This window comes from Pantoea sp. BS_8 (assembly GCF_041954965.1).
Taxonomy (GTDB): domain Bacteria; phylum Pseudomonadota; class Gammaproteobacteria; order Enterobacterales; family Enterobacteriaceae; genus Pantoea; species Pantoea stewartii.
In genome coordinates this window covers 671426-697328 of the sequence record NZ_JAVAXU010000001.1, presented here as the reverse complement: position 1 = coordinate 697328, position 25903 = coordinate 671426, and the positions used below count along the sequence as shown (strand labels likewise).

Annotated in this window: 21 protein-coding genes; 9 read left to right on the top strand and 12 right to left on the bottom strand. The window is 54.6% G+C overall.

All coding sequences use genetic code 11. The annotated features are described in order from the left end of the window. Positions 1-33: 33 nt before the first annotated feature. A complete protein-coding gene (locus RAC65_RS03215; protein ID WP_033741952.1) occupies positions 34-1578 on the bottom strand; it encodes a methyl-accepting chemotaxis protein in 1545 nt (514 codons plus the stop codon). Between the two features lie 548 nt (positions 1579-2126). On the opposite strand from RAC65_RS03215, the gene RAC65_RS03210 reads away from it, so the two are divergent. After that, entirely contained in the window at positions 2127-2321 is a 195-nt protein-coding gene (locus RAC65_RS03210; RefSeq protein ID WP_006120296.1) for a hypothetical protein, read from the top strand. Positions 2322-2363: 42 nt separating this feature from the next. Here RAC65_RS03210 and RAC65_RS03205 read toward each other — a convergent pair whose 3' ends face one another. From RAC65_RS03205 to betI, 6 genes are all read right to left on the bottom strand, one after another. Further along, positions 2364-3497, bottom strand: a complete 1134-nt coding sequence (locus RAC65_RS03205) for an acyltransferase (protein ID WP_263757919.1) — start codon at positions 3495-3497, stop codon at positions 2364-2366. 309 nt (positions 3498-3806) lie between these two features. Continuing rightward, positions 3807-4136, bottom strand: a complete 330-nt coding sequence (gene mdtI / locus RAC65_RS03200; RefSeq protein ID WP_033741950.1) for a multidrug/spermidine efflux SMR transporter subunit MdtI — start codon at positions 4134-4136, stop codon at positions 3807-3809. Next, complete coding sequence (mdtJ, locus tag RAC65_RS03195; protein WP_006120299.1) at positions 4123-4467, bottom strand: multidrug/spermidine efflux SMR transporter subunit MdtJ; 345 nt, start codon at positions 4465-4467, stop codon at positions 4123-4125. Before mdtJ ends, mdtI begins: the two co-directional genes overlap by 14 nt. A 405-nt stretch (positions 4468-4872) precedes the next feature. Next, positions 4873-6555, bottom strand: coding sequence for a choline dehydrogenase (betA, locus tag RAC65_RS03190; RefSeq protein ID WP_033741949.1), 1683 nt, complete (start codon positions 6553-6555; stop codon positions 4873-4875). Between the two features lie 23 nt (positions 6556-6578). Next, positions 6579-8051: a betaine-aldehyde dehydrogenase gene (gene betB, locus RAC65_RS03185; protein ID WP_006120301.1), complete on the bottom strand. Its 1473-nt coding sequence runs from the start codon at positions 8049-8051 to the stop codon at positions 6579-6581. A gap of 17 nt (positions 8052-8068) precedes the next feature. Beyond that, the gene (gene betI / locus RAC65_RS03180; RefSeq protein WP_006120302.1) at positions 8069-8662 is read right to left on the bottom strand and encodes a transcriptional regulator BetI; all 594 of its coding nucleotides are present in this window, start codon (positions 8660-8662) and stop codon (positions 8069-8071) included. Between the two features lie 258 nt (positions 8663-8920). Between betI and RAC65_RS03175 the strand changes: the two genes are divergently transcribed. The 3 genes from RAC65_RS03175 (at position 8921) to RAC65_RS03165 (ending at position 12884) form a co-directional block, all read left to right on the top strand. Beyond that, a complete protein-coding gene (locus tag RAC65_RS03175) occupies positions 8921-10951 on the top strand; it encodes a choline transporter (RefSeq protein ID WP_033741948.1) in 2031 nt (676 codons plus the stop codon). 255 nt (positions 10952-11206) lie between these two features. Beyond that, positions 11207-12586, top strand: coding sequence for an MFS transporter (locus RAC65_RS03170; protein ID WP_375096340.1), 1380 nt, complete (start codon positions 11207-11209; stop codon positions 12584-12586). Positions 12587-12665: 79 nt separating this feature from the next. Beyond that, positions 12666-12884, top strand: a complete 219-nt coding sequence (locus tag RAC65_RS03165) for a DUF1272 domain-containing protein (RefSeq protein WP_054633659.1) — start codon at positions 12666-12668, stop codon at positions 12882-12884. A 144-nt stretch (positions 12885-13028) separates the two neighbouring features. Here the strand turns inward: RAC65_RS03165 and rsmF are convergent, their stop codons facing one another. The 3 genes from rsmF to yebS all read right to left on the bottom strand — a co-directional run bounded on the left by rsmF (position 13029) and on the right by yebS (position 18390). Beyond that, the gene (rsmF, locus tag RAC65_RS03160; protein WP_375096339.1) at positions 13029-14456 is read right to left on the bottom strand and encodes a 16S rRNA (cytosine(1407)-C(5))-methyltransferase RsmF; all 1428 of its coding nucleotides are present in this window, start codon (positions 14454-14456) and stop codon (positions 13029-13031) included. A gap of 81 nt (positions 14457-14537) precedes the next feature. After that, positions 14538-17177, bottom strand: coding sequence for a PqiB family protein (locus RAC65_RS03155; protein WP_033741944.1), 2640 nt, complete (start codon positions 17175-17177; stop codon positions 14538-14540). Next, entirely contained in the window at positions 17146-18390 is a 1245-nt protein-coding gene (yebS, locus tag RAC65_RS03150; RefSeq protein WP_033741942.1) for a membrane integrity lipid transport subunit YebS, read from the bottom strand. Before yebS ends, RAC65_RS03155 begins: the two co-directional genes overlap by 32 nt. 209 nt (positions 18391-18599) lie before the next feature. Between yebS and RAC65_RS03145 the strand changes: the two genes are divergently transcribed. The 4 genes from RAC65_RS03145 to htpX all read left to right on the top strand — a co-directional run bounded on the left by RAC65_RS03145 (position 18600) and on the right by htpX (position 23093). Beyond that, a complete protein-coding gene (locus tag RAC65_RS03145) occupies positions 18600-19100 on the top strand; it encodes a GAF domain-containing protein (RefSeq protein WP_039343102.1) in 501 nt (166 codons plus the stop codon). Between the two features lie 96 nt (positions 19101-19196). Continuing rightward, the gene (gene proQ, locus RAC65_RS03140; protein WP_375096338.1) at positions 19197-19901 is read left to right on the top strand and encodes an RNA chaperone ProQ; all 705 of its coding nucleotides are present in this window, start codon (positions 19197-19199) and stop codon (positions 19899-19901) included. A gap of 19 nt (positions 19902-19920) precedes the next feature. Continuing rightward, on the top strand, positions 19921-21966 hold the full coding sequence (prc, locus tag RAC65_RS03135) for a carboxy terminal-processing peptidase (protein ID WP_033741935.1): 2046 nt from the start codon (positions 19921-19923) through the stop codon (positions 21964-21966). A 245-nt stretch (positions 21967-22211) separates the two neighbouring features. Beyond that, complete coding sequence (htpX, locus tag RAC65_RS03130; protein WP_033741934.1) at positions 22212-23093, top strand: protease HtpX; 882 nt, start codon at positions 22212-22214, stop codon at positions 23091-23093. A 37-nt stretch (positions 23094-23130) separates the two neighbouring features. Here the strand turns inward: htpX and RAC65_RS03125 are convergent, their stop codons facing one another. Continuing rightward, a complete protein-coding gene (locus tag RAC65_RS03125; protein ID WP_110267432.1) occupies positions 23131-24504 on the bottom strand; it encodes an MFS transporter in 1374 nt (457 codons plus the stop codon). 184 nt (positions 24505-24688) lie between these two features. Here RAC65_RS03125 and kdgR point away from each other — a divergent pair, with 184 nt between their 5' ends. Then, complete coding sequence (gene kdgR / locus RAC65_RS03120; protein ID WP_006119473.1) at positions 24689-25483, top strand: DNA-binding transcriptional regulator KdgR; 795 nt, start codon at positions 24689-24691, stop codon at positions 25481-25483. Between the two features lie 31 nt (positions 25484-25514). On the opposite strand, the gene RAC65_RS03115 is transcribed toward kdgR, so the two are convergent. Beyond that, positions 25515-25754: a YobH family protein gene (locus RAC65_RS03115; protein ID WP_033741931.1), complete on the bottom strand. Its 240-nt coding sequence runs from the start codon at positions 25752-25754 to the stop codon at positions 25515-25517. Positions 25755-25903: the final 149 nt, after the last annotated feature.

Here is a 25903-nt window from a genome sequence, read left to right as displayed (position 1 = left end):
CTTACCTGCGATGACGTGGCGCAATGGCGTGCGTTACACGCGGAAGGCTTCTACCATGCCGCGCAGCGCATGGGCCTGCTCGGACAGAGATTGTGAAGCCGAAGACGATTCTTCCACCAGTGCCGCGTTATTCTGCGTTACGCTGTCCATCTGACTCACCGCGACGCTGACCTGTGAAATGCCCTGCATCTGTTCGGCGGAGGCAAGGGAAATTTCATCCATCGCACTCGCGAGGTCGCCCACCATGCTGACAATTTTCAGGATACTTTCACCCGTACCGTTGGCCACTTTGACGCCGCTTCCCACTTGCTCCACCGCCTGCTCAATCAGGGATTTTATCTCTTTTGCGGCAGTGGCGCTGCGCTGGGCCAGCGTGCGGACTTCGCCTGCCACGACCGCAAACCCGCGTCCCTGTTCACCCGCCCGCGCGGCTTCAACGGCGGCATTCAGCGCAAGAATATTGGTCTGAAAAGCAATGCCTTCTATCACGCCGGTGATATCGCGAATTTTGGCGGCGCTCAGGGAAATATCGTTCATGGTTTCTGACATGCGGTGGACATCACTCTCACCGCTGCGGGCCAGCTCTGCCGTTTCACGCGCCGTTGAGGCCGTAGTTTGAGCACCGGCGGTATTACTTTTTACCGTCGCAGTTAACTGCTCCATGCTGGCCGCCGTTTCCTGCAAGGCAGCAGCCTGCTGTTCAGTACGCGAGGAGAGTTCGGTATTTCCCTGGGCGATTTCCTCTGCCGCCAGGGCAACATTGCCCGACGTTTGTTTAATTTCTGAGACCAGCCCGCGCAGCTTCGCCTGCATACCATCCAGGGACGCAAGCAGGCTGGTGGTGTCATGACGACGCAGCGAAACGCTGGATGTCAGGTCACCTGCCGCAATTGCAGCGGCCAGCGCCTGCGCCTGGGCGGGCTCACCGCCCAGTTGACGCATCAGCACACGCGTAATCACATAGCCGGTTGCTACCGAGAACAGGACAGAAAGCACGGCTAACAGCACCAGCGTTACCGACGCCCGGCTGGTGGACTGGCTGTTAACTTCGACGGCGTTACGGCTGCTATACATCAGAATATCGGTGGCTTTATTAAGCGCATCCAGCATATTGCGCTGCAGTGGACGCAGGGTCGTCATGAGATAGCGCGTCGCTTCTGTTTGCTCATTTTTTAGTCCCAGTTGCCCGGCCGTCACGAAGGACGCCATCATCGGTGCTTCAAGTTCCCTGATATGATTCAGGGCAGCCTGTTCTTCCGCTGTAGACTGAGTCTGCATCATGGTTTCAAGCGTCTCGCGGTTTTGAATGAACAATGCTTTCTGCGTATTAAGGCGCTGTAACTCTGGCTGCATTTCTTTGTCGTCGGTGAGCAGGGCCAGGTTTCGCACGGCTATCGCCAGATCGCGCAGTCCGCCACGCATATCCAGAATAAGTTGGTATTTTCTCATTTTGCTGTTCACGACATCGTCCATGCCTGTTTTGGCATGATGCAGGGAGGTCAGAGAAACGGCAGTACAGAGGATCAAAAGGAGAATGAGCAGGCCGAAACCCGTCGCAAGCCGTGTAGAGATTTTCATAATAAAATTCCTGATAAGGAGCGGTTTCGTTCTCTATCGGCATCAGAAGCATAAATAATTAATGGAAAATGCAAAATTTACATAAATATCGTTAATATTTTATTTTGCACCATTGAAAATGATCTTAATCAATAAATGGTCAGATAAAAGGATTTCATTGCGAAGGAGGGGGTAAATGATGAAAAAACAAAGAATTTCTTTATGTATTACCTCGGGAAAGCATGTGTTTTTGAGGTGATAGATAAATATAAATGGTGATTCCTCCCTAACTCTGATGCGCCGCACAGCCTGGGCCGAATCCGGACCCGAAAAACGTTAAGCTCAGCACGTTTTTGCGATGCGTAAGGGGGACGCGCTTGTCTTTTTGCTGAAGCATGAGGGGCGATTATCCCGAGCCCGCACAGGGCCGCGACCGTCATGCGTGTCCCTGGATCACTGAAAATATGTGAGGCAGGTAACAATATTGACGAAAATTTTAAGTTTATCAGACACTCCCTTACCCTGATTTCTTCACCATAGCGACTCCATTCACAGCATGGGATAGCACAATGCGGAAATCATTAGCAGTGGCCTGGATGTTTTTGATTGTCTCGTTTGGTTCTGCCGCACAAAGCCTGGTACACAGCAGGCACGATCCGACGCATCTCGTCGGACTGAAAACGTACAGTAGCCTTGCCGATACGCCGGAATCACCGGATGAGCATGTGAGGGAAAAGCAGCATGATGTAGGCAATGCATTATGATGTGAGGATAAAAATGGCTCGCCCCGGCGAGCCATATTGGTATTACAGGGCAGGTTTGGGAGCCAGCACTTTTTTGCCCAGTCTGATGCCCGGTTTCTCAACATACTGGTACAGCAAAGAGGCCAGGCCATACGTCAGCGGCAGAGATACGGCACAGACAATCAGGAAACGCGTGACATCACTCTGGTAAGCAATATCCGTTTGTTTCAGCAACAGCGCGATAGCCGGAATCACAATCAGCAGATGCAGCAAATACACGGAAAAAGAGACATCGCCCAGCCATGTACTCAGGCGGTTGTTTAACACCTTACGTGGAAGCTGAATGAGCCGCGCCATCAGACTGTTTTCCTGATACTGCCACAGCACCGCCGCCATGCCGATAATCATCAAGGCTTCCATCACCACCTGAAGTTTGATCGCGCCTAACCCGATAAACACACTGACCACCGGGCCAGCAAGGGCAAAGACCACATAGAGCAGGGACTTGCGCCGTACGGCCTCCGCCAGCAGCATGCCCGAAATAAACATATTGAGTTTAATCAGAATCATGGACGGCATTTCAAAGGCTTCGTAATAGTCAGGCAGCAGATAACGGCCGGCACAGCTCAGCGCCATGATGCACAGCAATGCCGGGGCATAACCGAAGCGCATAACCGCCAGCATGATAAAGGGAAACAGCAGATAAAACTGCATTTCCAGCCCGATACTCCAGTCGGGCAGCGTGGTGTTAAAGCCATAGGCGGGCAGGACGCCAAACAGGAAAGAGAAATGCGTCACGACATTCATGAGTGACTGATCGGCATAGCGTGAGGCATCGGTCGCTGTGCCCGAATAAACATGTGCGATCGTGTCGCGCATCTCGCCAAACCAGGGGCCAGAGATGAGCGCGACCGCCAGCAGCAGATAGTAAAGCGGGGCGATGCGAAAAAAACGCCGTAGCCAGAATTTCTTGATGGTTTCCGGGCTTTGCCACGGCTCTTTTTCCTGACGTTCGACATAGTTTTTTGCCATCAGGTAGCCCGAAAGCAGGATAAACAGATCCACACCAATCCCCGGAGAAGAGAGTAAAGTGATATGGCAATGGATAAGCAAGCTTATGTGTCCCAGCAGTACCCAAAGAGAAGCAATCCCCCGTAACCCTTCCAGTTCCGTGGACCATCCTCGCGTTGCAGACATGGTAAAACCTCGTTAATCAATTATTTATACTGGATCCAAAGGCATCACTAAGCCCTAACAGTCGGATCAAGTCCACCTGCAATGATAAAAGTAAGAGGATTCTGACATTATGATGAATAATCGATCTGCGTGATAATACACACACCTTTGAGTGGCTCAGAAGTGACTGTCGATGACAAAGGTCAACCCCTTTCTCTGACGGGCCTGCCACTGCGGATAAGAGGGACGTATTTTCATAAACAGCAGGGCAGGACGGCATTGCAGACGTACGGGTAAAGGGCGGAAAGGGGACGTCTGCGTCCCCTGTTCTCAGGCCAGTTTCAGCATAACCATGCCCAGCAACAGCAGAGCCAGGCCCGCCCAGCCTTTGCGGTTCAGGCGCTGACCAAAGAGAATGCCGCCTGCAGCAACTGTGGCGACGAGACCAAACCCGCCCCAGAGCGCGTAAGCCACGGAAAGATCGATACCTTTCACGGCCTGCGACAGCGCACTGAATGCCAGCAGCACACAGCCCAACGACGCGATGCCGGGCAGGGGCTTTTTAAAACCGTTGCTGTACTTGAGCATGATATTGGCGGCAATTTCCAGCAGGACAGCCAGTGCCAGCCAGGCAAAATGAATCAGATCAGGCAGGGTCATGATCGGCCTCCTTCTTGCTGCCGGTTTTCATCAGCAGAATGCCGACAATCAAGGTGACCAGACCGCAGATTTTCAGCGGCGATACGGTTTCATCAAACAGATGCACGCTAAACAGCGTGATCAGCATAATGCCGATACCTTCCCAGAGGGCATAAGCGACCCCCAGTGCGATACGTTTGATGGCAAAACTCAGGAAGATATACGAACAGGCAATCATGCCCAGCATAATTAGATAGCCGCTCTGGCTTTGATTCAGGCTGGACCATTTCATGGTCAGGGTACCCATGATTTCCGCAACAATAGCGAGTGCTAATAATCCCCATGCGCGCATGGTTTTTTCTCCACAACTAGCGTCGTAATTAACCAACCGTGATGCCACGGCAGAAAAGAATAAACGAGCGGAAAGGGGACTAAAGCGCGCTGCGCCAGTGCTGATCGAGGGCGTTAACGCTGAGTAATGCGAGGAACGAAAGGGCGGTAAAACGGGGAATGAACATCCTGCTCATAATTTCACAATGCATCCACGTTATTGCTTCTCTTCAGTGGACGGGTAAAGCCTCCGGTAATGAACACCCACACTTTATACCACCACCGGCGTTAAAAGCACAGCGCGATATTGTAATTTGAATTGACATAAATCAGAGAAATCATGCTTATTATTCTGATTAATGCAGGTGATAAGTGCAGAAAAAAGAAATAAGCCGGACAGTTGTCCGGCTTAAGGTCAGGGAGGCGATCAGGTTGACCGCTCAGGTGCCTTACGCACCGGGGCATCGCCTGCAACATAGTAGTCTGCGGTACTGCGCGGCAGCGGTTGACGACCACGGATGCAGTCGGCGATTTTTTCACCGATCATGATGGTGGTCGCATTCAGGTTGCCCGTAATAATTAATGGCATTATGGATGCATCGACCACGCGCAAACCTTCCAGTCCATGTACGCGGCCTTCGCCATCAACCACCGCCATCTCGTCGTTACCCATCTTACAGGTTCCGCAAGGATGGTAAGCCGTTTCGCCATGGTTACGCACGAATTCATCCAGCTCCTCGTCCGTCTGGCATTCAATGCCCGGGCTGATCTCACGGCCACGGTATTTATCCAGCGCGGGCTGATTGATGATTTCACGTGTGATACGAATCGCATCACGGAACTCATGCCAGTCCTGTTCATGCGACATATAGTTGAACAGAATTGCGGGATGGCGACGCGGATCGCGGGACTTCAGGCGCACATGTCCGCGGCTGGGTGAACGCATTGAGCCCACGTGACACTGAAAACCGTGCGCATCGACCGCATTCGAGCCGTTGTAGTTAATCGCTACCGGCAGGAAGTGGTACTGAATATTCGGCCAGGTAAACTCTTCACGGCTGCGAATAAAGCCACCCGCTTCGAACTGGTTACTGGCACCCACGCCCGTGCCGTTAAACAGCCACTCTGCGCCGATCTTCGGCTGATTCCACCACTTCAGTGCGGGATACAGAGAGACGGGCTCCTTGCATTCATACTGCAGGTACATTTCAAGGTGATCCTGCAGGTTCTCACCTACGCCCGGCAGGTCATGGACGACCGGGATGTCAAACTGCTGTAACAGTTCGGACGATCCCACACCCGAGCGCTGTAAGATTTGTGGCGAAGCAATGGCACCCGCACACAGCAGCACTTCGCGTCGCGCATGAACGGTGTGCAGCGTATTACTGTCACCGATCATATATTCCACGCCAATTGCACGCTTGCCTTCAAACAAAATACGGTCAGTGGTGGCATGGGTCACGATTTTCAGGTTCGGTCGGCGTTTCGCCTGGTCAAGATAACCGCGCGCGGTGCTGGAACGTCGGCCTTCTGGCGTGACGAAGCGGTCCATAGGCCCAAAGCCTTCCTGCTGATAACCATTCAGGTCATCTGTGCGCGGATAGCCGGCCTGAACGCCTGCCTGAATCATTGCTTCAAACAGCACGTTGTTGCCTTTCTTCGGCGTGGTCACGCTGACCGGACCATCGCCGCCGTGGTAGTCATTGGCACCGGTATCGCGCGTTTCTGACTTGCGATAGTAGGGCAGACAGTCCAGATAGCTCCAGTTTTCCAGGCCGGGCATGCTTGCCCAGTTGTCCAGATCCATCGCGTTACCCCGGATATAACACATGCCGTTGATCAGCGAAGAACCGCCCAGGCCTTTACCCCGACCACACTCCATGCGGCGGTTGTTCATATACGGCTCAGGCTCAGTTTCATACGCCCAGTTATACCGTTTTCCCTGTAAAGGGTACGCCAGGGCCGCTGGCATCTGCGTCCGAAAATCGAAACGATAATCAGGCCCACCCGCTTCCAGCAGCAGAACATTCACGCTACTGTCTTCAGTCAGTCGGGTGGCCAACACATTCCCTGCGGATCCGGCTCCAATGATAATGTAATCAAATTCCATTCGTCGCTCCTCAGGTAAGGGGATTAAAAGACAGACTGAAAGCGCGTCAGCTCAACCTGAACCGACTTCACCTGGGTGTAATTCTGCAGCGTCATCAAGCCGTTTTCACGACCGACGCCAGAATGCTTGTAACCGCCGACGGGCATTTCAGCGGCAGATTCACCCCAGGTGTTAATCCAGCAGATGCCCGCTTCAATCTGATGAATGACGCGGTGCGCACGATTCAGATCCCGGGTCACCAGACCCGCAGCCAGACCATATTCGGTATCGTTAGCGCGACGTATCACTTCCTCTTCCGAGGTGTAACTCAGGATCGACATCACCGGCCCGAAAATTTCCTCACGGACAATTTTCATGTCGTCGCGGCAGTCGCTGAATACGGTTGGTGCCACCCACGCGCCCTGATCAAACCCGTCACCGGTTAAGCGTTTACCGCCACACAGCAGACGGGCACCTTCTGCAATACCGGACTCAATAAAGCGCATCACGTTGTCACGGTGGCTAAAGCTGACCAGCGGACCAAAGTTCGTCTCGGGATCGCGCAGATCGCCCGCTTTGATACGGGCAACACGTTCTACGATTTTGGCTTCGAACGCAGACTGCAATGCGGCCGGGACAAAAACGCGGGTACCGTTGGTACATACCTGGCCGGAACTGTAGAAGTTAGCCATCATGGCGATGTCGGCGGCCAAATCGAGATCGGCGTCATCAAAGATGATCAGCGGGGATTTGCCGCCCAGCTCCATGGTGACGTCCTTCAGGGTCGATCCTGCCGCATTTGCCATGACTTTTTTGCCGCTGACGACACCGCCGGTAAATGACACTTTATCGATACCCGGATGCTCGGTAAGCAGTTGACCGGTAACCGCGCCGGTACCGGGCAGCACGTTGAAAACGCCGTCCGGCACACCGGCTTCGGTGTAAATCTCAGCCAGTTTCAGGGCCGTCAGCGGTGTGACCTCGCTGGGTTTGAAAATCATGGCATTGCCTGCGGCGAGGGCCGGGGCAGATTTCCACAGGGCAATCTGAATCGGGTAATTCCACGCGCCAATACCGGCGACCACGCCTAAGGGTTCACGGCGGGTATACACAAACGCGGTATCACGCAGAGGAATTTGCTGGCCTTCCAGCGCAGGGATCAGCCCAGCGTAATACTCCAGCACATCGGCACCGGTAACGATGTCGACGCTGGCGGTTTCACTGAACGGCTTACCGGTATCAAGCATTTCCAGTTCAGCCAGCTCATCATTGCGCTCGCGCAGAATATCTACGGCCCGACGCAGAATGCGTGAGCGTTCCATGGCGGTCATGGCTGCCCAGATTTTTTGCCCTTTTCTGGCCGCCGCCACAGCGCGATCGACATCCTCGCGCCCGGCAATCTGGACATCAGCCAGTACTTCGCCGTTGACCGGATTAATCGTCTGGAAGGTTTCTCCAGACGTCGCGGCAACATAAGTACCATTGATGTAGAGGTGTTGTTCGGTGAATCGGGACATAATTTCTCCTGGTTCCGTTACGCGTGTTCGCCGGCTAACTGCTGGCGAATAAATTGAGTGGTCAGTGTCCGTGCTGTCGTCGGGTCAAAGGGCTTGCCGCTTAATGCTGCGCGTAGCCACAGGCCATCAATCATGGCGGCCAGCCCGTGAGCGGCAAGCCTGGCCCTGTCCCTGGGCAACTGGCGGCGAAACTCCACGGCCAGCGATGAAAAAAGACGGCGATGACTGACCCGTTCCAGACGTTGAAGCTGAGGCTGGTGCATACTGCTTGACCAAAAGTCCAGCCAGGCTTTCATCACTGCGCGTTCGACCTGACTTTCGTCGAAGTTTCCCTCAACGATTGCGCGCAGTCGTTCTTCGGCGGGGGCGTTGGCTAACGGCTGCAGGCGACGGGCAACTGCCTCACGTAGTTGCCGGGTGACGTCGCGCATCGTGGCTTCCAGCAATCCGTTCTTGTCCTTGAAATAGTGGCTGATGATGCCGGTCGACACGCCCGCGCGTCGGGCAATCTGAGCAATGGTGGCATCATTAATACCTACGTCATTTATCGTTGCCAGCGTCGCATCGATCAACTGTCGACGTCGTATTGGCTGCATCCCTACCTTTGGCATTGCGTTCGCTCCCACCCAAAATCAGTCCCCTATTTAATCTTTTTTTGATTGGATGTTCAATATAAATAGAAACCTTGTTAGGATGCTGTGTCTTAAAAGTTGAGTAAGTGAAGCGGTAAGTGTGGCAGATTCGTTAGTTTTGACCAGAATGTAACGGCAGGAAACGAAGCGTAAAAAACACTTACCCCTCGGGTCACCGGATGTTTTTACCGGTTTGAACTCTTGCAAAATTGATAAGCCAACAACCAGAGGTAAACGATGATGAGTCCACCAGCGAGTGAAAAAGACAGAATCAACCCCGTGGTGTTCTACACCTCCGCAGGATTGATTCTGACCTTTTCACTCATCACTATTTTATTCAGCAGCGAAGCCGCCAACTGGATACTGAGGGCGGTAAACTGGGTGTCCGAAGCGTTTGGCTGGTATTACATGTTGGCCGCCACGCTTTATATCGTGTTCGTGGTGTATATCGCCTGTTCCCGTTTTGGCTCCATTAAACTCGGGCCTGAGCAGTCGAAACCGGAATTCAGCATACTGAGCTGGTCGGCAATGCTGTTTGCCGCCGGTATCGGGATAGACCTGATGTTTTTCTCGGTGGCGGAACCGGTTTCGCAGTATATGCAGCCGCCGGAAGGGACAGGGCAAACGCTTGAAGCGGCCCGTCAGGCGATGGTCTGGACCCTGTTCCACTATGGCTTAACCGGCTGGTCAATGTACGCCCTGATGGGGATTGCCCTTGGCTATTTCAGCTACCGCTACAATCTGCCCTTAACCATCCGTTCCGCCCTGTATCCCATTTTTGGTAAACGCATTAACGGTCCCATCGGCCACAGCGTAGACATTGCCGCGGTAATTGGGACGATCTTTGGTATCGCTACCACGCTGGGAATTGGTGTGGTGCAGTTAAACTATGGGCTGAAGGTCCTGTTCGATATTCCGGAAGGATTAACGGCTCAGACGGCATTGATTATTCTGTCGGTGATCATTGCCACCATTTCCGTGACGTCGGGCGTTGACAAAGGCATTCGTATTTTATCGGAACTGAATGTGGCGCTGGCTCTCGGCCTGATTCTGTTCGTCCTGTTCGCTGGCAATACCGGCTTCCTGCTTAACGCACTGGTGCTCAACGTAGGGGATTACATCAATCGCTTTATGGGCATGACGCTGAATACGTTTGCCTTTGACCGGCCAACAGAGTGGATGAACAGCTGGACCCTGTTTTTCTGGGCCTGGTGGGTGGCCTGGTCGCCGTTCGTGGGCCTGTTTCTGGCACGTATCTCCCGTGGCCGTACCATCCGTGAGTTTGTGCTCGGTACGCTGGTGATTCCTTTTACCTTTACGCTGCTGTGGCTGTCGGTCTTCGGTAACGCGGCCCTGTATGAAATCCTTCATGGCGATGCGGGTTTTGCACAGGAAGTGATGGGCCATGCGGAACGCGGTTTCTACAGTCTTTTGGCGCAGTACCCGGCCTTCAAGCTGAGTGCTTCCGTCGCGACCATTACCGGTATGTTGTTCTACGTGACCTCGGCGGATTCCGGTTCGCTGGTGCTGGGTAATTTCACCTCCAAACTGAAAGACATCAACAGTGATGCGCCAAACTGGCTGCGTATTTTCTGGTCGGTCGCCATCGGCGTCCTGACGCTGAGTATGCTGATGACCAACGGCATTACGGCGCTGCAAAATACCACGGTCATCATGGGGCTGCCGTTCAGTTTCGTCATCTTCTTCGTGATGGCAGGGCTGTATAAATCGCTCAAGGTGGAAGATTATCGCCGCGTGAGTGCGACGCGGGATACTGCGCCTTATCTGGCACATGCCACTGACCGCCTGACCTGGAAAAAACGGCTGTCGCGCCTGATGAACTATCCTGGCTCGCGCTACACCCTGAAAATGATGGATGACACGATCTTTCCCGCCATGGAGGACGTTGCAAAAGAGCTGGAGCTGCGTGGCGCGCGCGTCACGCTGGACCGCGTGGCCGCCGACGGGGAGCATCCCCTGGGTTATCTGGACCTGCGCGTACAGCTTGGCGAGGAGCAGGATTTCCTCTATCAGGTCTGGCCACAGCAGTATTCCATTCCGGGCTTTACCTACCGTGCGCGCAGCGGGAAATCTACCTATTACCGGCTGGAGACGTTCCTGCTGGAGGGCAGTCAGGGTAATGACCTGATGGATTACAGCAAAGAGCAGGTGATCATCGATATACTCGATCAGTATGAGCGCCACTTGAACTTTATCCATCTGCATCGAGAGGCACCGGGCAGCAACATTACGTTCCCCAGCGCCTGATCCCACAGCCCGTTAGCCGCCAGGTTAACGGGTTTTTTATGGCTGACGGAAAAACCGGCCGCGTAAACATGGTCCACAGCCAGTCAGGTTTTGCCGGAGGCCTACGATGCATCCGGGGACAGGGAAATGTGTCATCACTGCCGTCCACATGACAACGGGAGTTTACTGTCGGAATTGTCCCGACCTAAAGCGGGGCAAATTCAACTATCTTTAAACTTTAGAGGACACCAATGACTGGTGTGGACAGGGAGTCGTATGCGAAAAATTCTCAGAACATTTCTGCCGCTTTACACCACCACGTTGTTGATGCTGTTGGGCTCAGGGTTACTCACTACCTACGTGTCACTGCGTCTGGCCCATGATCAGGTTAATGGTGTGCTGATTGGGACCATCATTGCGGCAAACTATATTGGCCTGGTGATCGGTGGCAAGGTGGGGCACAACCTGATTGCGCGCGTCGGCCATATTCGTGCCTATGTAGCCTGTGCCGGCATTATTACGGCGTCAGTGATCGGACACGGGCTGACAGATTTTATCCCCCTCTGGGTTTTCCTGCGCCTGATCATCGGGCTGTGCATGATGTGCCAGTACATGGTGCTGGAAAGCTGGCTTAACGACCAGGCGGAATCGTCACAGCGTGGGCTAATCTTTGGCTTCTATATGGTAGCGACCTACCTTGGCTTAAGTAGCGGTCAGGTGGTGCTGACCTTACAAAGTGACTTTGGTCTTCAGACGTTGTTAATCGTGGCGCTCTGTTTTGCCCTTTGTCTGGTGCCGATTGCGTTGACGACGCGCACGCATGTTCGCGCGATGTCACCTGCGCCGATGGAACTGGGCTACTTTCTTCGCACCATTCCTAAATTGCTCAGCACCACCCTATTAACCGGCATGGTCGTCGGCGCCTTTTATGGCCTGGCGCCGGTGTATGCCAGCAGCAAGGGATTCAGCGATGCGCAGACCGGTATTTTTATGAGCCTGACGATCTTTGCCGGGCTGGTATCGCAGTTTCCTTTAAGCTGGCTGTCCGACCGTTACGATCGTCAGCGGCTGCTGTTTTATATTGCGGCGCTGCTGGCGCTGGCCTGTTTGCCGCTGGTGTTGCTGCCCAGGCTGTCATTTCACTGGGTGCTCGGCATCGCCTTTCTTGCCAGCATGGTGCAGTTTGCCCTATATCCTTTGCAGGTGGCGCTGGCAAACGATCAGGTGGCGGCGGAGCAGCGCGTTTCACTGACGGCCTGTCTGCTGATGGCGTTTGGTATCGGAGCCAGTATCGGCCCGTTGCTGGTGGGCTCGCTGATGCAGCCTTTCGGCAGTAACATGCTTTATCTGTTCTTCACGGTGTGCACCCTGTTGATTGCTGTGCTGAGCTATGTGAAGAAAGCGCCGCTTCCGTTACCGACTACCGAGGTACCTTTGCCCCACGTGGTGTTACCGGACAGCCTGGCTACCTCGCCTTTAGGCGCGGCGCTTAACCCGGTGCTGGAAGACGAGGCGATTCAGGCGGCGATGGTCACCAGTGATGAAGAGGGCGCAGAGGACGAGGGTGAGAATGAGGACGAAGGCGACGTGACCCAGGCGCGCGACGATGAAAGCCGCAGCAGTGCCACGTCGGGTTCCACATCTCCTGACGGATAAGCGTTACGGGCGCTGAAAATCCTCGACACGCTGCATTGGTTTTGCCACGCTGAAAGCCGTTACCGCAAGGGAGAATGTCATGTTAGAACTGCGCCCAAACTGTGAACGTTGTGATATCGATCTGCCTGCGGCATCGCGTGATGCGCGCATCTGTTCGTTCGAATGTACCTTCTGCGCGACCTGCGCTGAGCAGCATCTGCAGGGGCATTGTCCCAACTGCGGGGGAGAATTAGTGCGACGTCCCATTCGGCCCGCCGCCAAATTGCTGACCCATCCGGCAAAAGCGCGCACCGCCTGAGTTACCGTCGGTCATCACGCCAGAATACGCCGGCGCGATGCCTGCCGCTTGTGCAGGTCCGTCCGCACTGAGCCACATTTCTGGCGCTGTTATCAGCAAAACAGCGCCGAATGCGTGACAGTGTCACTTGCAGGGTGTGACGGCTTAACGGAACAGCCGACCGTCGCGCACCAGTTCGCGCGGATAGCTGTTTTTAATCCGGCTGCCAACCCGTTTTGCCAGCCCCAGCGGCTGAGCCTGATAGGTCACAATCATCTCATCAACGGTGGGTGGGTTTTCAGGGTAGATATCGCGACCGCGATACCACGCTTCCGCTTCCGCCTCATTGAGTTCCACTGTCTGCGCTGGATGCGGTGACGCCAGCGCGACAACGGCCTCATGTTGCCAGCGATAACCCTTCGCAAAGGTTTCAGCCAGCTTCAGGCCAATCCGCGAGAAACGGACCTGTCCTAACAGCGGGACGATGTCGGCGGGAAACAGCCAAATCTCTTTATCGCGTTGCCACAGTTGCAGGCGCTCATCCCACTGAAGCGCCACCTTCGCGGCCGCCTGAACAATATCGTTTTCCAGTTTGCGGTTTACGGGGGTAAACGGGAGCTTGCCGACTTTGTATGTCGGCGCAGGCAGCCGCTCAACAGAGGCGATTTTGCGTAACCGCGCGACAAAGAAGCCTTCACTGTCAAACAGCTGAGGAAAGACGTGCAGGTAACCTTCGGGCGTGGCTGCCTGTTCTGCGCCTGGAAACAGCGTCGTCAGCGGCGCAACCTCGACGGCTGCGGGGTAGCGCGCCAGCAGCCAGGCCACAACCTGTTGGTTTTCGATCGGATTGAGTGTGCAGGTGGAATACACCAGCGTACCGCCAGGCTTCAGGGCATGAAACGCGCTGTCAATCAGATCGCGTTGGGTCTGGGCGATATCGTGGGTGCTGGCAAGCGACCAGTTTTTCAGCGCATCCGCATCTTTACGTATCACGCCTTCGCCAGAGCAGGGCGCATCCAGCAGGATCGCATCGAACTGTTCCGGCAGCGCAGGCCCAAAGACGCGGGCGTCAAAGTGAGTCAGCGCGGTATTGGTCACGCCACAGCGGGTAATGTTCGCGTGCAGCACTTTTACCCGGCTGGAAGAGAACTCATTAGCAAGGACAATTCCCTGGTTGTGCATTCGGGCGGCAATCTGTGTTGTTTTCGAGCCGGGGGCGGCCGCCATATCCATGACATGCTGTGCATCGGGACAGGCATCAAACAGCGCCGTCACCGGCAGCATCGAGCTGGCTTCCTGAATATAAAACAGGCCACTCAGATGCTCTGCCACGCTACCCAACGGTAAACTTTCATCCTCCCGGCTGATCCAGAAGCCGTCTTCACACCACGGCACCGGCGTAAGCTGCCAGCCGTAGTGAGCCGTTTGGGCCAGAAACGCGCTGACGCTGATTTTTAACGTATTGACTCGGAGGCTGCGGCGTAACGGCTGCTTGCTAATGTCGATAAACTGCTGCAGGCTGGCCTCATCGGGCAGGCTCTGGCGCATAAGGTCAAGAAAATCGGCAGGAAAACGTGAAGCGGCGTCGGACACGGATAAGTTCTCTTTGAGGCAAAGGCGGGAGTGTAACACGCGGAAAGAAAACGGGCAGCCTGGCTGCCCGTTTTGGGAGGATTAAGGTTGGTTCGGGTCAGGAATGGCCGTACCCCAGTTACGCCACTCTTTCGGCGGTTCGTCCTGCAGCAGGAAGTGCTTATTCGCATTCGCCTGCGGGGCCAGCGGGACCGTCGGTGGCGTAGCAAACTGAATGCCGCCGCGGATAAATTGCTGGAAGGTACCGGTTTTCACCACACCGCCAATCAGCCCAAAGTCCAGGTTATAGCCGGAGGCGAGCCAGAACACCGAGTTATTACGTACCAGATGCTGATATTTTTTACTGATGCGCAGGGCGATTTGCACGCGATCCGCCATATTACCCAACGAGGTGCCGGTCACGGTACCGACTTCGACGCCCCGGAACAGGACCGGCGTTCCTAATGACAGAGAACCCGCTTCGGTGGCATCCACATAGATGTTCAGGCCGTTGAGGTAACGCGAGTCGGTGATGGTGCTTTCCTGCAGCTCAAAGGTCCGCGCGCCGCGTCCTTTACCCGGGTCAACGTTAACGTAAGGCTGCAGGATCGTCTCCAGATGATTCACCCCGGCGGCCGAAATCTCGGGCGACACCACGGAGAAACGACTGTCAACGCGCGCGAAGTTCTGCACGTATTCCGGGTAAAGTACGGCTTTGGCCACCACCTGATTATTGTCATCACTCAGCGACAGTGATTCGATCTGACCCACGTTAATGCCCAGATAGCGAATCGGCATGCCCGCAGACAGTTTGCTGGCATCATAGGTGTGCAGGGTAATCTGGCTGCCCACCGCGCGAGCGGCCGTTTCGGACGGATAAAGCACGCGTTTTACGCCTTTATCCACTTTCGCCCCGGTCAGGTTGTCAAAGCTGATCGCGCCTTTTAAAGCCCGGTTCAGCGGGGAGGCCTGCACCGTTAATCCGCTGCCGTTAAGCTGCACGCGTGCGCCGCCTTCCGCCCAGAAGACACTTTCGTTGGTGAGGAGCTTACGGTATTCCGGTTTGATATGAACGGCAATATCAAACGCATCCGCGCGCGGTGTGACTTTCGTGATTTCGCCCACCTGGAACTTGCGGTACAGCACGACAGATCCCGCCTGAACATCCGGCAGACTTTTCGCGGTCAGCATCAGCGTGGTCGACGGACCGTCACCCACAATACCTTCCTCCGCACGTTCCGCATCCGCAAACAGCGGATAGGCGGCTTTTGGCGCGCCGCGCTTGCCGGGATCCAGACGAATACCGCCATCGACCCATTCACGTGCGCTGGCTCCCAGCACCTGCATGCCGTCCAGACCGAATTTCACATCAAGACGACTGTTCACGATGAATTTACTGTCGCTGTGCACCAGTTGCCGGTGGTCAGGATTGATTGCCACAACAAAATTCACCCCATTTTCATCCAGATCGCGCGAGATGACCTGGCCGATTTTCATACCGTATAACATCAGCGGTTGCCCCGCATCGATGCCATAGCTCTCCGGCGCGCTGAGTTTTACGGTGAGCACATTGGGTTGCTGCAGCAGCGTTTTGTCAGGCGCAACCACGGTAAAATGCTGTACGGGTGGACCGTCGCCGGGCACCAGTTCAAAGGTATTGCCGGTCAGCAGACTGCTCAGGCTGGTGTCAGTCAGGCTGAGTTTCGGACTGTGCATTTCAATGCGTGTGCCTTCGCGCATCAGGCCGACCACAGACGGATCAACCGTCATCTCGCCGGTGACTTTGCCGCCGTCCTGCAGATTCAGTTTGGTGAGCGTACCGACTTCCAGACCCTGGTACATCAGCGGCGTTCGGTTAGCCGACAGGTTATCGCCGTTGGGCAGATCGAGGCTAATCAGCACACCGCGCTGGCTGTGAGCCAGATCAGGATAGAGGGTGTAATTCTGGTCGCTCTTTGCGGCTTCCGCGCCTTCGGGCGAGTCAAAGGCAATCGCGCCATTGACCAGTGCCGCCAGGCTTTCCAGCTGCACTTTGGCACCGCTCAGGCTGACATCGGCGTTCAGGCCGGACACGTTCCAGAAACGGCTGTTGGTTTTCACCAGGTTGACGAAGCGACGTTCGATAAGCACGTCAATTGACACGCCGTTGTTTTGACCGTTGATACTGTAGTCGTACACGCGGCCTACCGGAATTTTGCGGTAATAGACCAGTGAGCCGGTATTCAGCGAGCCCAGATCCGGTGCATGAAGGTGGATCATCAGCTCGCCGGTATTAACACGGTATTTCGGTTGCGTATCCAGGGCGGTGAAGGTGTCGCTCTCTTTACCATCGCCCGGCATCATGCCGATGTAGTTACCGCCGACCAGCGCATCAAGGCCGGAAACCCCGGCCAGCGAGGCTTTCGGTGTCACCAGCCAGAATTGCGTATTCTCACGCAGCGCATCACGCATATCACTTTTGATACTGGCTTTGATCTGGATCTTGCGATAGTCGTCGCTCAGGTTGATGCCCTGCACGGTACCGACTTCCACGCCCTGATAGCGCACAGGCGTGCGCCCGGGCACAATCCCATCTGCCGTCTGGAAATTAATGGTGATTGTAGTGCCGCGCTCCTGAAAATTCGTCCATAGCAGCCAGCCCGCAATCAGCATGGCGATAACGGGCAGCAGCCAAAAAGGGGAAATTTTACGCTTATTACGCAGCGTAGCATTAGTCGGTGTAGTCGGCGTTTCCTGTTGCATGTGCATCCCAGAGCAGGCGGCTATCCAGCCACTCAACGGCCATAATGGTCAGGATCACAGCCGCGCCAAAGTAAAACGCGGCAGGTCCCATGGTAAAAGCCAGTAACTGGTCACGATTGACCAGTGACATGGTTAACGAAATGACAAACAGATCCAGCATAGACCAGCGACCGACCCAGGTTACAAAACGCAGGAGACGGATGCGGGTTTTCAGGCCTTGCTCGCAGCGAAAATGAATGCTGAGAAGCAGCGCCAGCATGACCAGAACCTTGGTAAAGGGCACTAAGATACTGGCGATAAAGACGATGGCGGCGACCGGAATATTACCGGATGCCAGGGAAAGAATGCCGGAGAAGATCGTATCTTCCCGCCGCGAGCCATTGAGGTACACCACCGAAATGGGCAGCAGATTGGCCGGGATCAGCAGCACAATGGAGGCGATGAGCGCAGCCCAGGATTTTTGCAGGCTGTGACGGCGACGGAAGTCGAGCGGTGTATGGCAGCGGGGGCAACGGCCTCGTGCGTCGGGAACATCGGTATAATGGCAGTTGAGACAAACCTGCAGATCCTCCCGTCGCGTCACCTGAGGCTGTTGCGGATAAAAGTGTTCCCATAGCTGCTCAATATTGAGATGAATCAGCGTCATCACGCTCAGGACGGTCAGGGCAATGTAAGCCACCAGACCGTAGCCCATTTCGAGATCGGCGTATTCCTGAACTTTAATCGACGCCACCGCGATGCCAATCAGGAAAATGTCCAGCATGACCCACTCTTTCAGCTTCTCCAGCATCAGCAGAACCGGGCGCAGATTCATGCCCAAACGCTGGCCCAGCGCCAGGTAGCCAATGCCGGCCACAAGCGTGACGGGCGCACCGATAGTACAGAACGCCACCATGGAGGCCGTTAACACGTTGCCCTGCAGCGTCATCTGCACAATGCCTTCCAGCAGGCTGGCGTTAATGCGCATACCCAGCAGCCGGATATCAATCAACGGCATGCTGAAGGCGAACGGCATCAGGACCAGCATGGTGGCCGCCATCGCCAGCAGACGCGTCATCGACCAGTCATAGCCGCTGACAATTTGCGCATTACAACGGGGGCAATGTGCCGACTGATGCGATTTCACATCTGGTAAGGAAAAAAGGGTATCGCATTGCGGACAACGCTGATAACGTGCGTGGGGCAATGTCTCGCTAATCGCGTGAATTTTCATAAAGAGTGCAGGGTTCGCTTATTGTTATTTACGCAAAGGGTTGTTAAGACATTGCTGTGTACCTGTTTCGGGTATCACGCTTCGATCCACAGAATGTTAAGGTTATAGTAACTAACGCTATGATTCACCTTATGGCTATGGATTTTTAGTGCTTATTTTTAACTGGCGGAGTGGTTAGCCGCCCGGATGTCACTGGTAACGGTTGAATAATGAACAAAACTGCCTTTTACGCCGATTTAGATCGCGATATGCGCGCCTTGCTGGCGGGAGAAACGGCGTTCCTCGCCGCGATGGGTAACTTTAGCGCGCTGTTGTATGAACGTCTCGAAGGCGTGAACTGGGCAGGCTTCTACCTGCTGACGGAAGCAGACACACTGGTTCTTGGCCCGTTCCAGGGTAAAATTGCCTGTGTGCGCATCCCCGTGGGTAAAGGTGTCTGTGGTACAGCGCTGGCGGAAAATCAGGTCCAGCGTGTGGATGATGTGCATGCGTTTCCGGGGCACATCGCCTGCGATGCGGCCAGTAATGCTGAAATTGTGATTCCTCTGAAAGTAAACGGTCACGTTGTGGGCGTGCTGGATATCGACAGTGTGGAATACAATCGCTTTGATAGTGATGATGAAAAAGGGCTGGTAGCCTTGACTGACGGGCTTTGCGACGTGCTCGCGAACACGGACTTAGAAAAATATTTGCAGCTGACGCGTAGCTAATCGACTGGATTGCATGGCATTTAGCGATGTTGTCATTATAATGTCGCCTGTTCATGCCTGCTCTGGTCGGCAAACCCGTAGTAATCAGGAAATTTCATGGAAAATCAACCTAAGTTGAATAGCAGTAAAGAAGTGATCAGCTTTCTGGCGGAGCGCTTTCCGCACTGCTTTAGCGCTGAAGGTGAAGCGCGTCCGCTCAAAATCGGTATCTTTCAGGATCTGGTCGAGCGCGTTCAGGGCGAAATGAACCTGAGCAAAACACAGTTACGTTCAGCATTACGTCTTTATACCTCCAGCTGGCGCTATCTGTACGGTATTAAAGCGGGTGCGACCCGCGTGGATCTCGACGGCAATCCGTGCGGTGTTCTCGATGAGCAGCACGTTGAGCATGCCCGCAAGCAGCTGGAAGACGCGAAAGCGCGTGTTCAGGCGCAACGCGATCAGCAGCGGGCCGCGCGTCGTGAAGCCGGTGAGGGCGAAGAAGGGGCCAACGCGCCTCGTCGTCCACGCAAACCTGCTCCGCGTAAAGCCGCAGAGGGTGACGCCGCGCGTAAGCCGCGTCCGCAGTCTGCTGAGCGTCCTACTGCATCGCAGCATCGCAAACCGGCACCCCGTCCGGAGCAGCAGCAGGCTAAACCCATCACTGATACCTCAACTTTGCAACCCGGCCAGAGTATTAAAGTTAAAGCAGGCAAAAGTGCAATGGACGCAACCGTTCTGGAAGTTTCTAAAGACGGCGTCCGGGTACAGCTCGCTTCCGGCATGGCAATGATTGTGCGCGCAGAACACCTGCAGTTCTGAAACGGAGGCTGACCCCGGCATGAACACCTTGTTAAAAGTTGGATTGATCGCGGGCCTGCTGTTGTCAGGCCCTTCCTTTGCCGCCGAGAACATCACTCGTGCCGATCAAATTCCTCAGTTGCATGAAGATCCCCAGGATCCTACCGTCAGCGAGCGCGTCACCTCACGGTTCACGCGTTCTCACTATCGTCAGTTCGATCTGGACGGGGCGTTTTCCGCCAAAATTTTTGACCGCTACCTCAACATGCTCGACTACAGCCACAACGTGCTGCTGGCGTCGGATGTAGCACAGTTTGCCAGCAAGAAAACACAGCTGGGTGACGAACTGCGTAGCGGTAAGCTGGATATTTTTTACGATCTTTATAATCTGGCCCAGAAACGCCGCTTCGAACGCTATCAGTACGCGCTCACGGTCCTGGCTCGCCCGATGAACTTTACCGGTAATGACACCATCGATATTGACCGTTCCAAAGCGCCCTGGCCGAAAGACCAGAACGAATTAAATGCGCTGTGGGATGCCAAGGTGAAATACGATGAGTTGAGCCTGAAGCTGGCCGGTAAAGACGAAAAAGAAATTCGTGACGTGCTGACCAAACGCTATAACTTCGCCATCCGTCGCCTGGCACAGAGCAACAGCGAAGATGTGTTCCAGTTGGCAATGAATGCATTTGCCCACGAAATCGATCCGCACACCAACTATCTGTCGCCGCGCAATACCGAGCAGTTCAATACTGAAATGAGCCTGTCGCTCGAAGGGATTGGCGCCGTATTGCAGATGGATGACGATTATACCGTGATCAATTCTATGGTCGCGGGTGGCCCGGCGGCGAAAAGTAAAGCCATCACCGTTGGCGATCGTATTGTCGGCGTCGGTGAGCCAGGCAAGCCAATGGAAGATGTGATTGGCTGGCGTCTGGATGATGTCGTCGCCAAAATTAAAGGACCGAAAGGCAGTAAGGTTCGCCTTGAAATCCTGCCTGCCGGTAAAGGTACTAAAACCCGCATTGTGACACTGACGCGTGAGAAAATCCGTCTGGAAGATCGCGCCGTTAAAATGAGTATTCACAATGTGGGCAAGCAGAAAGTCGGCGTACTGGATATTCCGGGCTTCTACGTGGGCCTGACCGATGATGTCAAAGTGCAGTTGCAGAAACTGCAAAAGCAGAATGTCGACAGCATCGTGATTGATCTGCGGACCAACGGCGGTGGCGCACTGACCGAGGCGGTCTCACTGTCTGGCCTGTTTATCCCAAGTGGCCCCGTGGTGCAGGTGCGCGACAATAATGGTCGCATCCGTCAGGACAGCGATAACGACGGCATTGTGTACTATAAAGGGCCGCTGGTGGTGCTGGTTGACCGCTTCAGTGCGTCTGCCTCTGAAATCTTTGCGGCGGCAATGCAGGACTATGGGCGTGCGCTGATTGTTGGCGAGCCGACCTTTGGTAAAGGCACCGTTCAGCAGTATCGCTCGCTGAACCGCATTTACGATCAGATGCTGCGTCCGGAATGGCCTGCGTTGGGATCGGTTCAGTACACGATTCAGAAGTTCTACCGTATTAACGGTGGCAGTACACAGCGTAAAGGCGTCACCCCCGATCTGCTGATGCCTACCGGCGTTGAAGCGGCGGAGACAGGCGAGAAGTTTGAAGATAACGCCTTACCGTGGGACAGCATCACGGCTGCCACCTACGCGAAAACCGGAGATGTGAAAGCGCTGGTGCCGCAGTTGACGAAAGAACATGATGAACGTATCGCGAAAGATCGTGAGTTCCAGTACATCATGAAGGACATTGCCCGCTTTAATGCCATGAAGGACAAGCGCAATATCGTGTCGCTCAATCTTGCTCAACGCGAGAAAGAGAACCACGAAGACGATGCGCTGCGTCTGGAACGCATTAATGCGCGCTATCAGGCCGAAGGCAAAAAGCCGCTGAAGAGCCTGGATGACCTGCCTAAGGATTACAAAGAACCCGATCCTTATCTGGATGAAACCGTCAAGATTGCCAACGATCTGGCGCAGCTGGAAAAGACGCTTCCCGACGCGTCCGCAGCGAAAAGCAACTGATACGTTCTGGTTTAATAAAAAGCACCGCACTGCGGTGCTTTTTTTATGATAAGTCTGGCAAGGATGCGTCACGTTAATGTGTTGTACTGCGCGCATGCAGTAGGGTTGCGGTAAAGGTTATGTCATATTGTAAAGTTATGTCTTTTTAGGCACTTAAACGTTAAGGTCGCTTGAAAACCCGCACAATGCTCATAGGATATGTATCCGCGCATGAGCGCATGAACTACTGAGGATGATTAACCGTTATGATGCGTATTGCTCTTTTCCTGCTGACCAACCTGGCAGTGATGTTGGTATTCGGGCTGATTCTCAGCCTGACAGGAATTCAGTCAAGCAGTGTTCAGGGCCTGATGATTATGGCAGGTCTGTTTGGCTTCGGCGGTGCGTTTGTCTCACTGCTGATGTCGAAGTGGATGGCGTTGCGTTCGGTCGGCGGTGAAGTGATTGAACAACCACGCAACGAAACCGAGCGCTGGTTGTTAGAGACCATTAGCCAGCAGGCCCGGCAGGTTGGTATTGCGATGCCGCAGGTCGCGATTTACCACGCGCCTGACATCAACGCCTTTGCAACCGGTGCCCGCCGTAATGCGTCACTGGTGGCTGTATCGACCGGGCTGCTGCAAAACATGAGCCGCGACGAGGCTGAAGCGGTGCTGGCGCACGAAGTCGCGCATATTGCCAACGGCGATATGATCACCATGACCCTGATTCAGGGTGTCGTGAACACCTTTGTGATTTTCGTTTCGCGTATTCTGGCGCAGATTGCGGCAGGCTTCATGTCTGGTAACCGCGATGGGGAAGAAAGCAGCAACGGTAATCCGCTGGTGTACTTTGCCGTTTCTATGGTGCTGGAACTGGTGTTTGGTATCCTTGCCAGCATCATTACCATGTGGTTCTCTCGTCACCGTGAGTTCCATGCGGATGCCGGTTCAGCGAAACTGGTGGGCCGTGAGAAGATGATTGCGGCACTGCAGCGCCTGAAAACCAGCTACGAGCCGCAGGAGCCCAGCAGCATGATGGCGTTTTGTATCAACGGTAAAGGGAAGTCATTCAGCGAGCTGTTTATGTCGCATCCCCCGTTAGATAAACGTATTGAAGCGCTGCGTAGCGGCGAATACCTGAAGTAACCCGGCAAAAAGGCGACTGAGAAGTCGCCTTTTTTTATCACTGTACGCGCGGTGTTTTTATGCGCGACAGACTGAGCAGGGCCGCTGCGGTTGAGAATCCAGCCGCCAGTAACAGCGCCGCATGGGTGCCGTCATTGCCCAGCCAGTTGAACATCAGCGCTACCAGTGCGGCACCGCTGCTCTGACCCAGTAACCGTGCCGTGCCCAGCATACCGCTGGCACCACCGCTGCGTTGACGCGGAGCGGAGGTAATAATGGTGTGGTTATTCGGGGACTGAAACAGGCCAAAGCCCGCCCCGCACAGCATCATGCGCCAGATAATGTCCATGTCGTCTGGCTTCGCAGGTAAGTGAGCCAGCAGAAAAAGCCCGATGGCAAACAGGGCCAGCCCTAATCCCCCGAGTAAGCCCGCATGCACTCGTTCAATTAAACGTCCCGCGACCGGTGAGAGCAGCATGGTGGCCAGCGGCCACGGCGTAAGCAATAAACCGGTTTCGACCTCTGTACGCCCCAGCACGCTTTGCAGGTAGAAGGGCAGTGATACCATCGCCAGCATCTGCGCGCAGAAAGAGCAGACGGAGGTGCACATCGACAGGGCAAAAATAGGGATGCGCAGCAAATCAACCGGCAGCAACGGCACGGCCATCGTCAGTTGGCGTCGGATAAAAAAGTAGCCCACCACAAGCAGCGTGATAAGTTCTCCTGCGATAAGCCAGATCGATTGTCCCTGGGCAAAGCCACCCAGCGCCGAAATAAGCAGGCCGAAAAAGAGCGCATTCATTACCGCACTGGTGACATCAAACTTCTGTGTTTTGGCCCGTTGCGGGTTATCCGGCAGATAACGTAACGCCAGCCAGAGCGTGACAACGCCCAGTGGCAGGTTGATCAGGAACAACCAGCGCCAGCTGGCAAATGAGAGGATGGCTGCCGCAACCGTGGGGCCGGCCGCCGTCGAGATCGCCACCAGCAGGGCGTTGATCGCGATGCCGCGGCCCAGATAACGTGGGGGATAAATGATACGAATCAGAGCGGTGTTAACGCTCATGATCGCCGCACCCCCCAGGCCCTGAAGCACCCGGCCCAGCGTAAGCAGGGGAAGGGAGGGCGAAAGGGCGCAAAACACCGACGTGATGGCAAACACCACCAGCCCTGCCTGGTACACGCGGCGGTAGCCGACGATATCGCCTAAAAAGGACAACGACAGTAGCGAGGCGACAATGGCAATCTGATAAGCATTAATCACCCAGACTGACTGGGCCGGACTGGCCTGTAGCTCACGTGAGATGGTTGGCAGCGCGACATTGGCAATCGATCCATCCAGTACCGCCATGATAAGGCCGATGGCGATCGTCAGAATAGCCCAGTAGCGTTGGGGTACTGCGAGTCCGCCGTCAGAAGAGGAAAGTGACATAGAGGCTAATATTAAAGAGTGTGAATATCATCATGCTAATCAATTGGCCGCCAAATTGCATCGTACCCACGGAAAAAATATATTTTAGAGATGTTTCAAACCCGGAAGATTGCCGGGATCGGCGCTGTCACTCTATACTGCAACTCTGTTCCAGTTTTTTTGAAACACGTATTCAGGGTGACAAATGGCCGCTGACGAAAAGGATAAACAGCCGGATGCCGTCTCTTCGGTGCAAAAAGTATTCGGGATTTTGCAGGCGTTAAGCGAAGAGCGCGATCACGGTATTACCGAGCTGGCACAACGGCTGATGATGTCCAAAAGTACGGTCTACCGATTCCTGCAAACCATGAAAGCATTAGGTTATGTCGCGCAGGAAGGGGAAAGTGAGAAATATTCGCTGACCTTGAAACTGTTTGAGGTGGGATCCAACGCGTTGCAGCATAGCGATCTTATCCGCAGCGCCGATGTACACATGCGCGAGTTATCGCGTCTGACCAAAGAGACAATCCATCTGGGCGCGCTGGATGATGACAGCGTGGTCTATGTGCATAAAATTGACTCGCTGTATAACCTGCGTATGGCCTCACGTATTGGTCACCGCAATCCACTGCACTCCACCGCACTGGGAAAAGTGTTGTTGGCCTGGCGCAGTCGGGAGGAGGTGAATGCCATTCTGGAGCGTATGACGTTCACTATTAACACCGCTAACACCTTACCGGACGCAGGCGCGTTACGCGAAGCACTGGGTCAGGTCAGGGCACAGGGTTATGGTGAGGATAACGAAGAACAGGAGGTGGGCGTGCGCTGCATCGCCGTGCCCGTTTTTGATCGCTTTGGTGTTGCCGTCGCCGGACTGAGCCTTTCCTTTCCCACGCTGCGCTTTTCTGCCGCGAACAAGCAACAGTATGTGACGCTGTTACGTGAAGCGGGCCAACGTCTTTCGTCAGAGCTGGGCTATACCGGCAATGACGGGGGTTAAAAAAAAGCGGGCCAGTTGGCCCGCTCCTCCGTTATCCGTTGTCGACCACTTCGCTACTTTTCTTTAGCAGCGGGCAATCCGTCACGCCCACCACACCGCTGTCTGTATGCAGATATTGCGCGGTCACCATCCCTCTTGCGGTCAGATAGTTACATTTCAGCCCCAGTCCCGCGGCATTCTTGTTGCTGCCCGCCAGCACGCCGTAACCCGTGAACAGCATAGCCAGCCAGAGGATGCCGATAACGATAATCGCCCGAATGAAGAGTTTCATTGTATCTCCTTATGATACCCACGCAGCGTTCCAGTGACTGCTGCTTAACATGATGTACAGGATTAGCATGCCTCGCTTTCAGGCAGGATGCGATCAGAGATAACTGAAAGCGCAGAAAGCGCTATATCGCTGACGTCACCATTATCTTT

Bases quoted from the DNA above. Each gene is read 5' to 3' on its own strand.
- RAC65_RS03210 (WP_006120296.1), top strand. From the start codon at position 2,127: ATGCGGAAATCATTAGCAGTGGCCTGGATGTTTTTGATTGTCTCGTTT.
- RAC65_RS03115 (WP_033741931.1), bottom strand. From the start codon at position 25,754: ATGAAACTCTTCATTCGGGCGATTATCGTTATCGGCATCCTCTGGCTG.
- betB (WP_006120301.1), bottom strand. From the start codon at position 8,051: ATGTCCCGATTCACCGAACAACACCTCTACATCAATGGTACTTATGTT.
- yebS (WP_033741942.1), bottom strand. From the start codon at position 18,390: ATGAAAATTCACGCGATTAGCGAGACATTGCCCCACGCACGTTATCAG.
- betA (WP_033741949.1), bottom strand. From the start codon at position 6,555: ATGGAATTTGATTACATTATCATTGGAGCCGGATCCGCAGGGAATGTG.
- RAC65_RS03175 (WP_033741948.1), top strand. From the start codon at position 8,921: ATGATGAGTCCACCAGCGAGTGAAAAAGACAGAATCAACCCCGTGGTG.
- betI (WP_006120302.1), bottom strand. From the start codon at position 8,662: ATGCCAAAGGTAGGGATGCAGCCAATACGACGTCGACAGTTGATCGAT.
- RAC65_RS03170 (WP_375096340.1), top strand. From the start codon at position 11,207: ATGCGAAAAATTCTCAGAACATTTCTGCCGCTTTACACCACCACGTTG.
- prc (WP_033741935.1), top strand. From the start codon at position 19,921: ATGAACACCTTGTTAAAAGTTGGATTGATCGCGGGCCTGCTGTTGTCA.
- RAC65_RS03165 (WP_054633659.1), top strand. From the start codon at position 12,666: ATGTTAGAACTGCGCCCAAACTGTGAACGTTGTGATATCGATCTGCCT.
- kdgR (WP_006119473.1), top strand. From the start codon at position 24,689: ATGGCCGCTGACGAAAAGGATAAACAGCCGGATGCCGTCTCTTCGGTG.
- RAC65_RS03145 (WP_039343102.1), top strand. From the start codon at position 18,600: ATGAACAAAACTGCCTTTTACGCCGATTTAGATCGCGATATGCGCGCC.
- proQ (WP_375096338.1), top strand. From the start codon at position 19,197: ATGGAAAATCAACCTAAGTTGAATAGCAGTAAAGAAGTGATCAGCTTT.
- RAC65_RS03125 (WP_110267432.1), bottom strand. From the start codon at position 24,504: ATGTCACTTTCCTCTTCTGACGGCGGACTCGCAGTACCCCAACGCTAC.
- mdtI (WP_033741950.1), bottom strand. From the start codon at position 4,136: ATGACCCTGCCTGATCTGATTCATTTTGCCTGGCTGGCACTGGCTGTC.
- mdtJ (WP_006120299.1), bottom strand. From the start codon at position 4,467: ATGCGCGCATGGGGATTATTAGCACTCGCTATTGTTGCGGAAATCATG.
- RAC65_RS03205 (WP_263757919.1), bottom strand. From the start codon at position 3,497: ATGTCTGCAACGCGAGGATGGTCCACGGAACTGGAAGGGTTACGGGGG.
- RAC65_RS03155 (WP_033741944.1), bottom strand. From the start codon at position 17,177: ATGCAACAGGAAACGCCGACTACACCGACTAATGCTACGCTGCGTAAT.
- RAC65_RS03215 (WP_033741952.1), bottom strand. From the start codon at position 1,578: ATGAAAATCTCTACACGGCTTGCGACGGGTTTCGGCCTGCTCATTCTC.
- htpX (WP_033741934.1), top strand. From the start codon at position 22,212: ATGATGCGTATTGCTCTTTTCCTGCTGACCAACCTGGCAGTGATGTTG.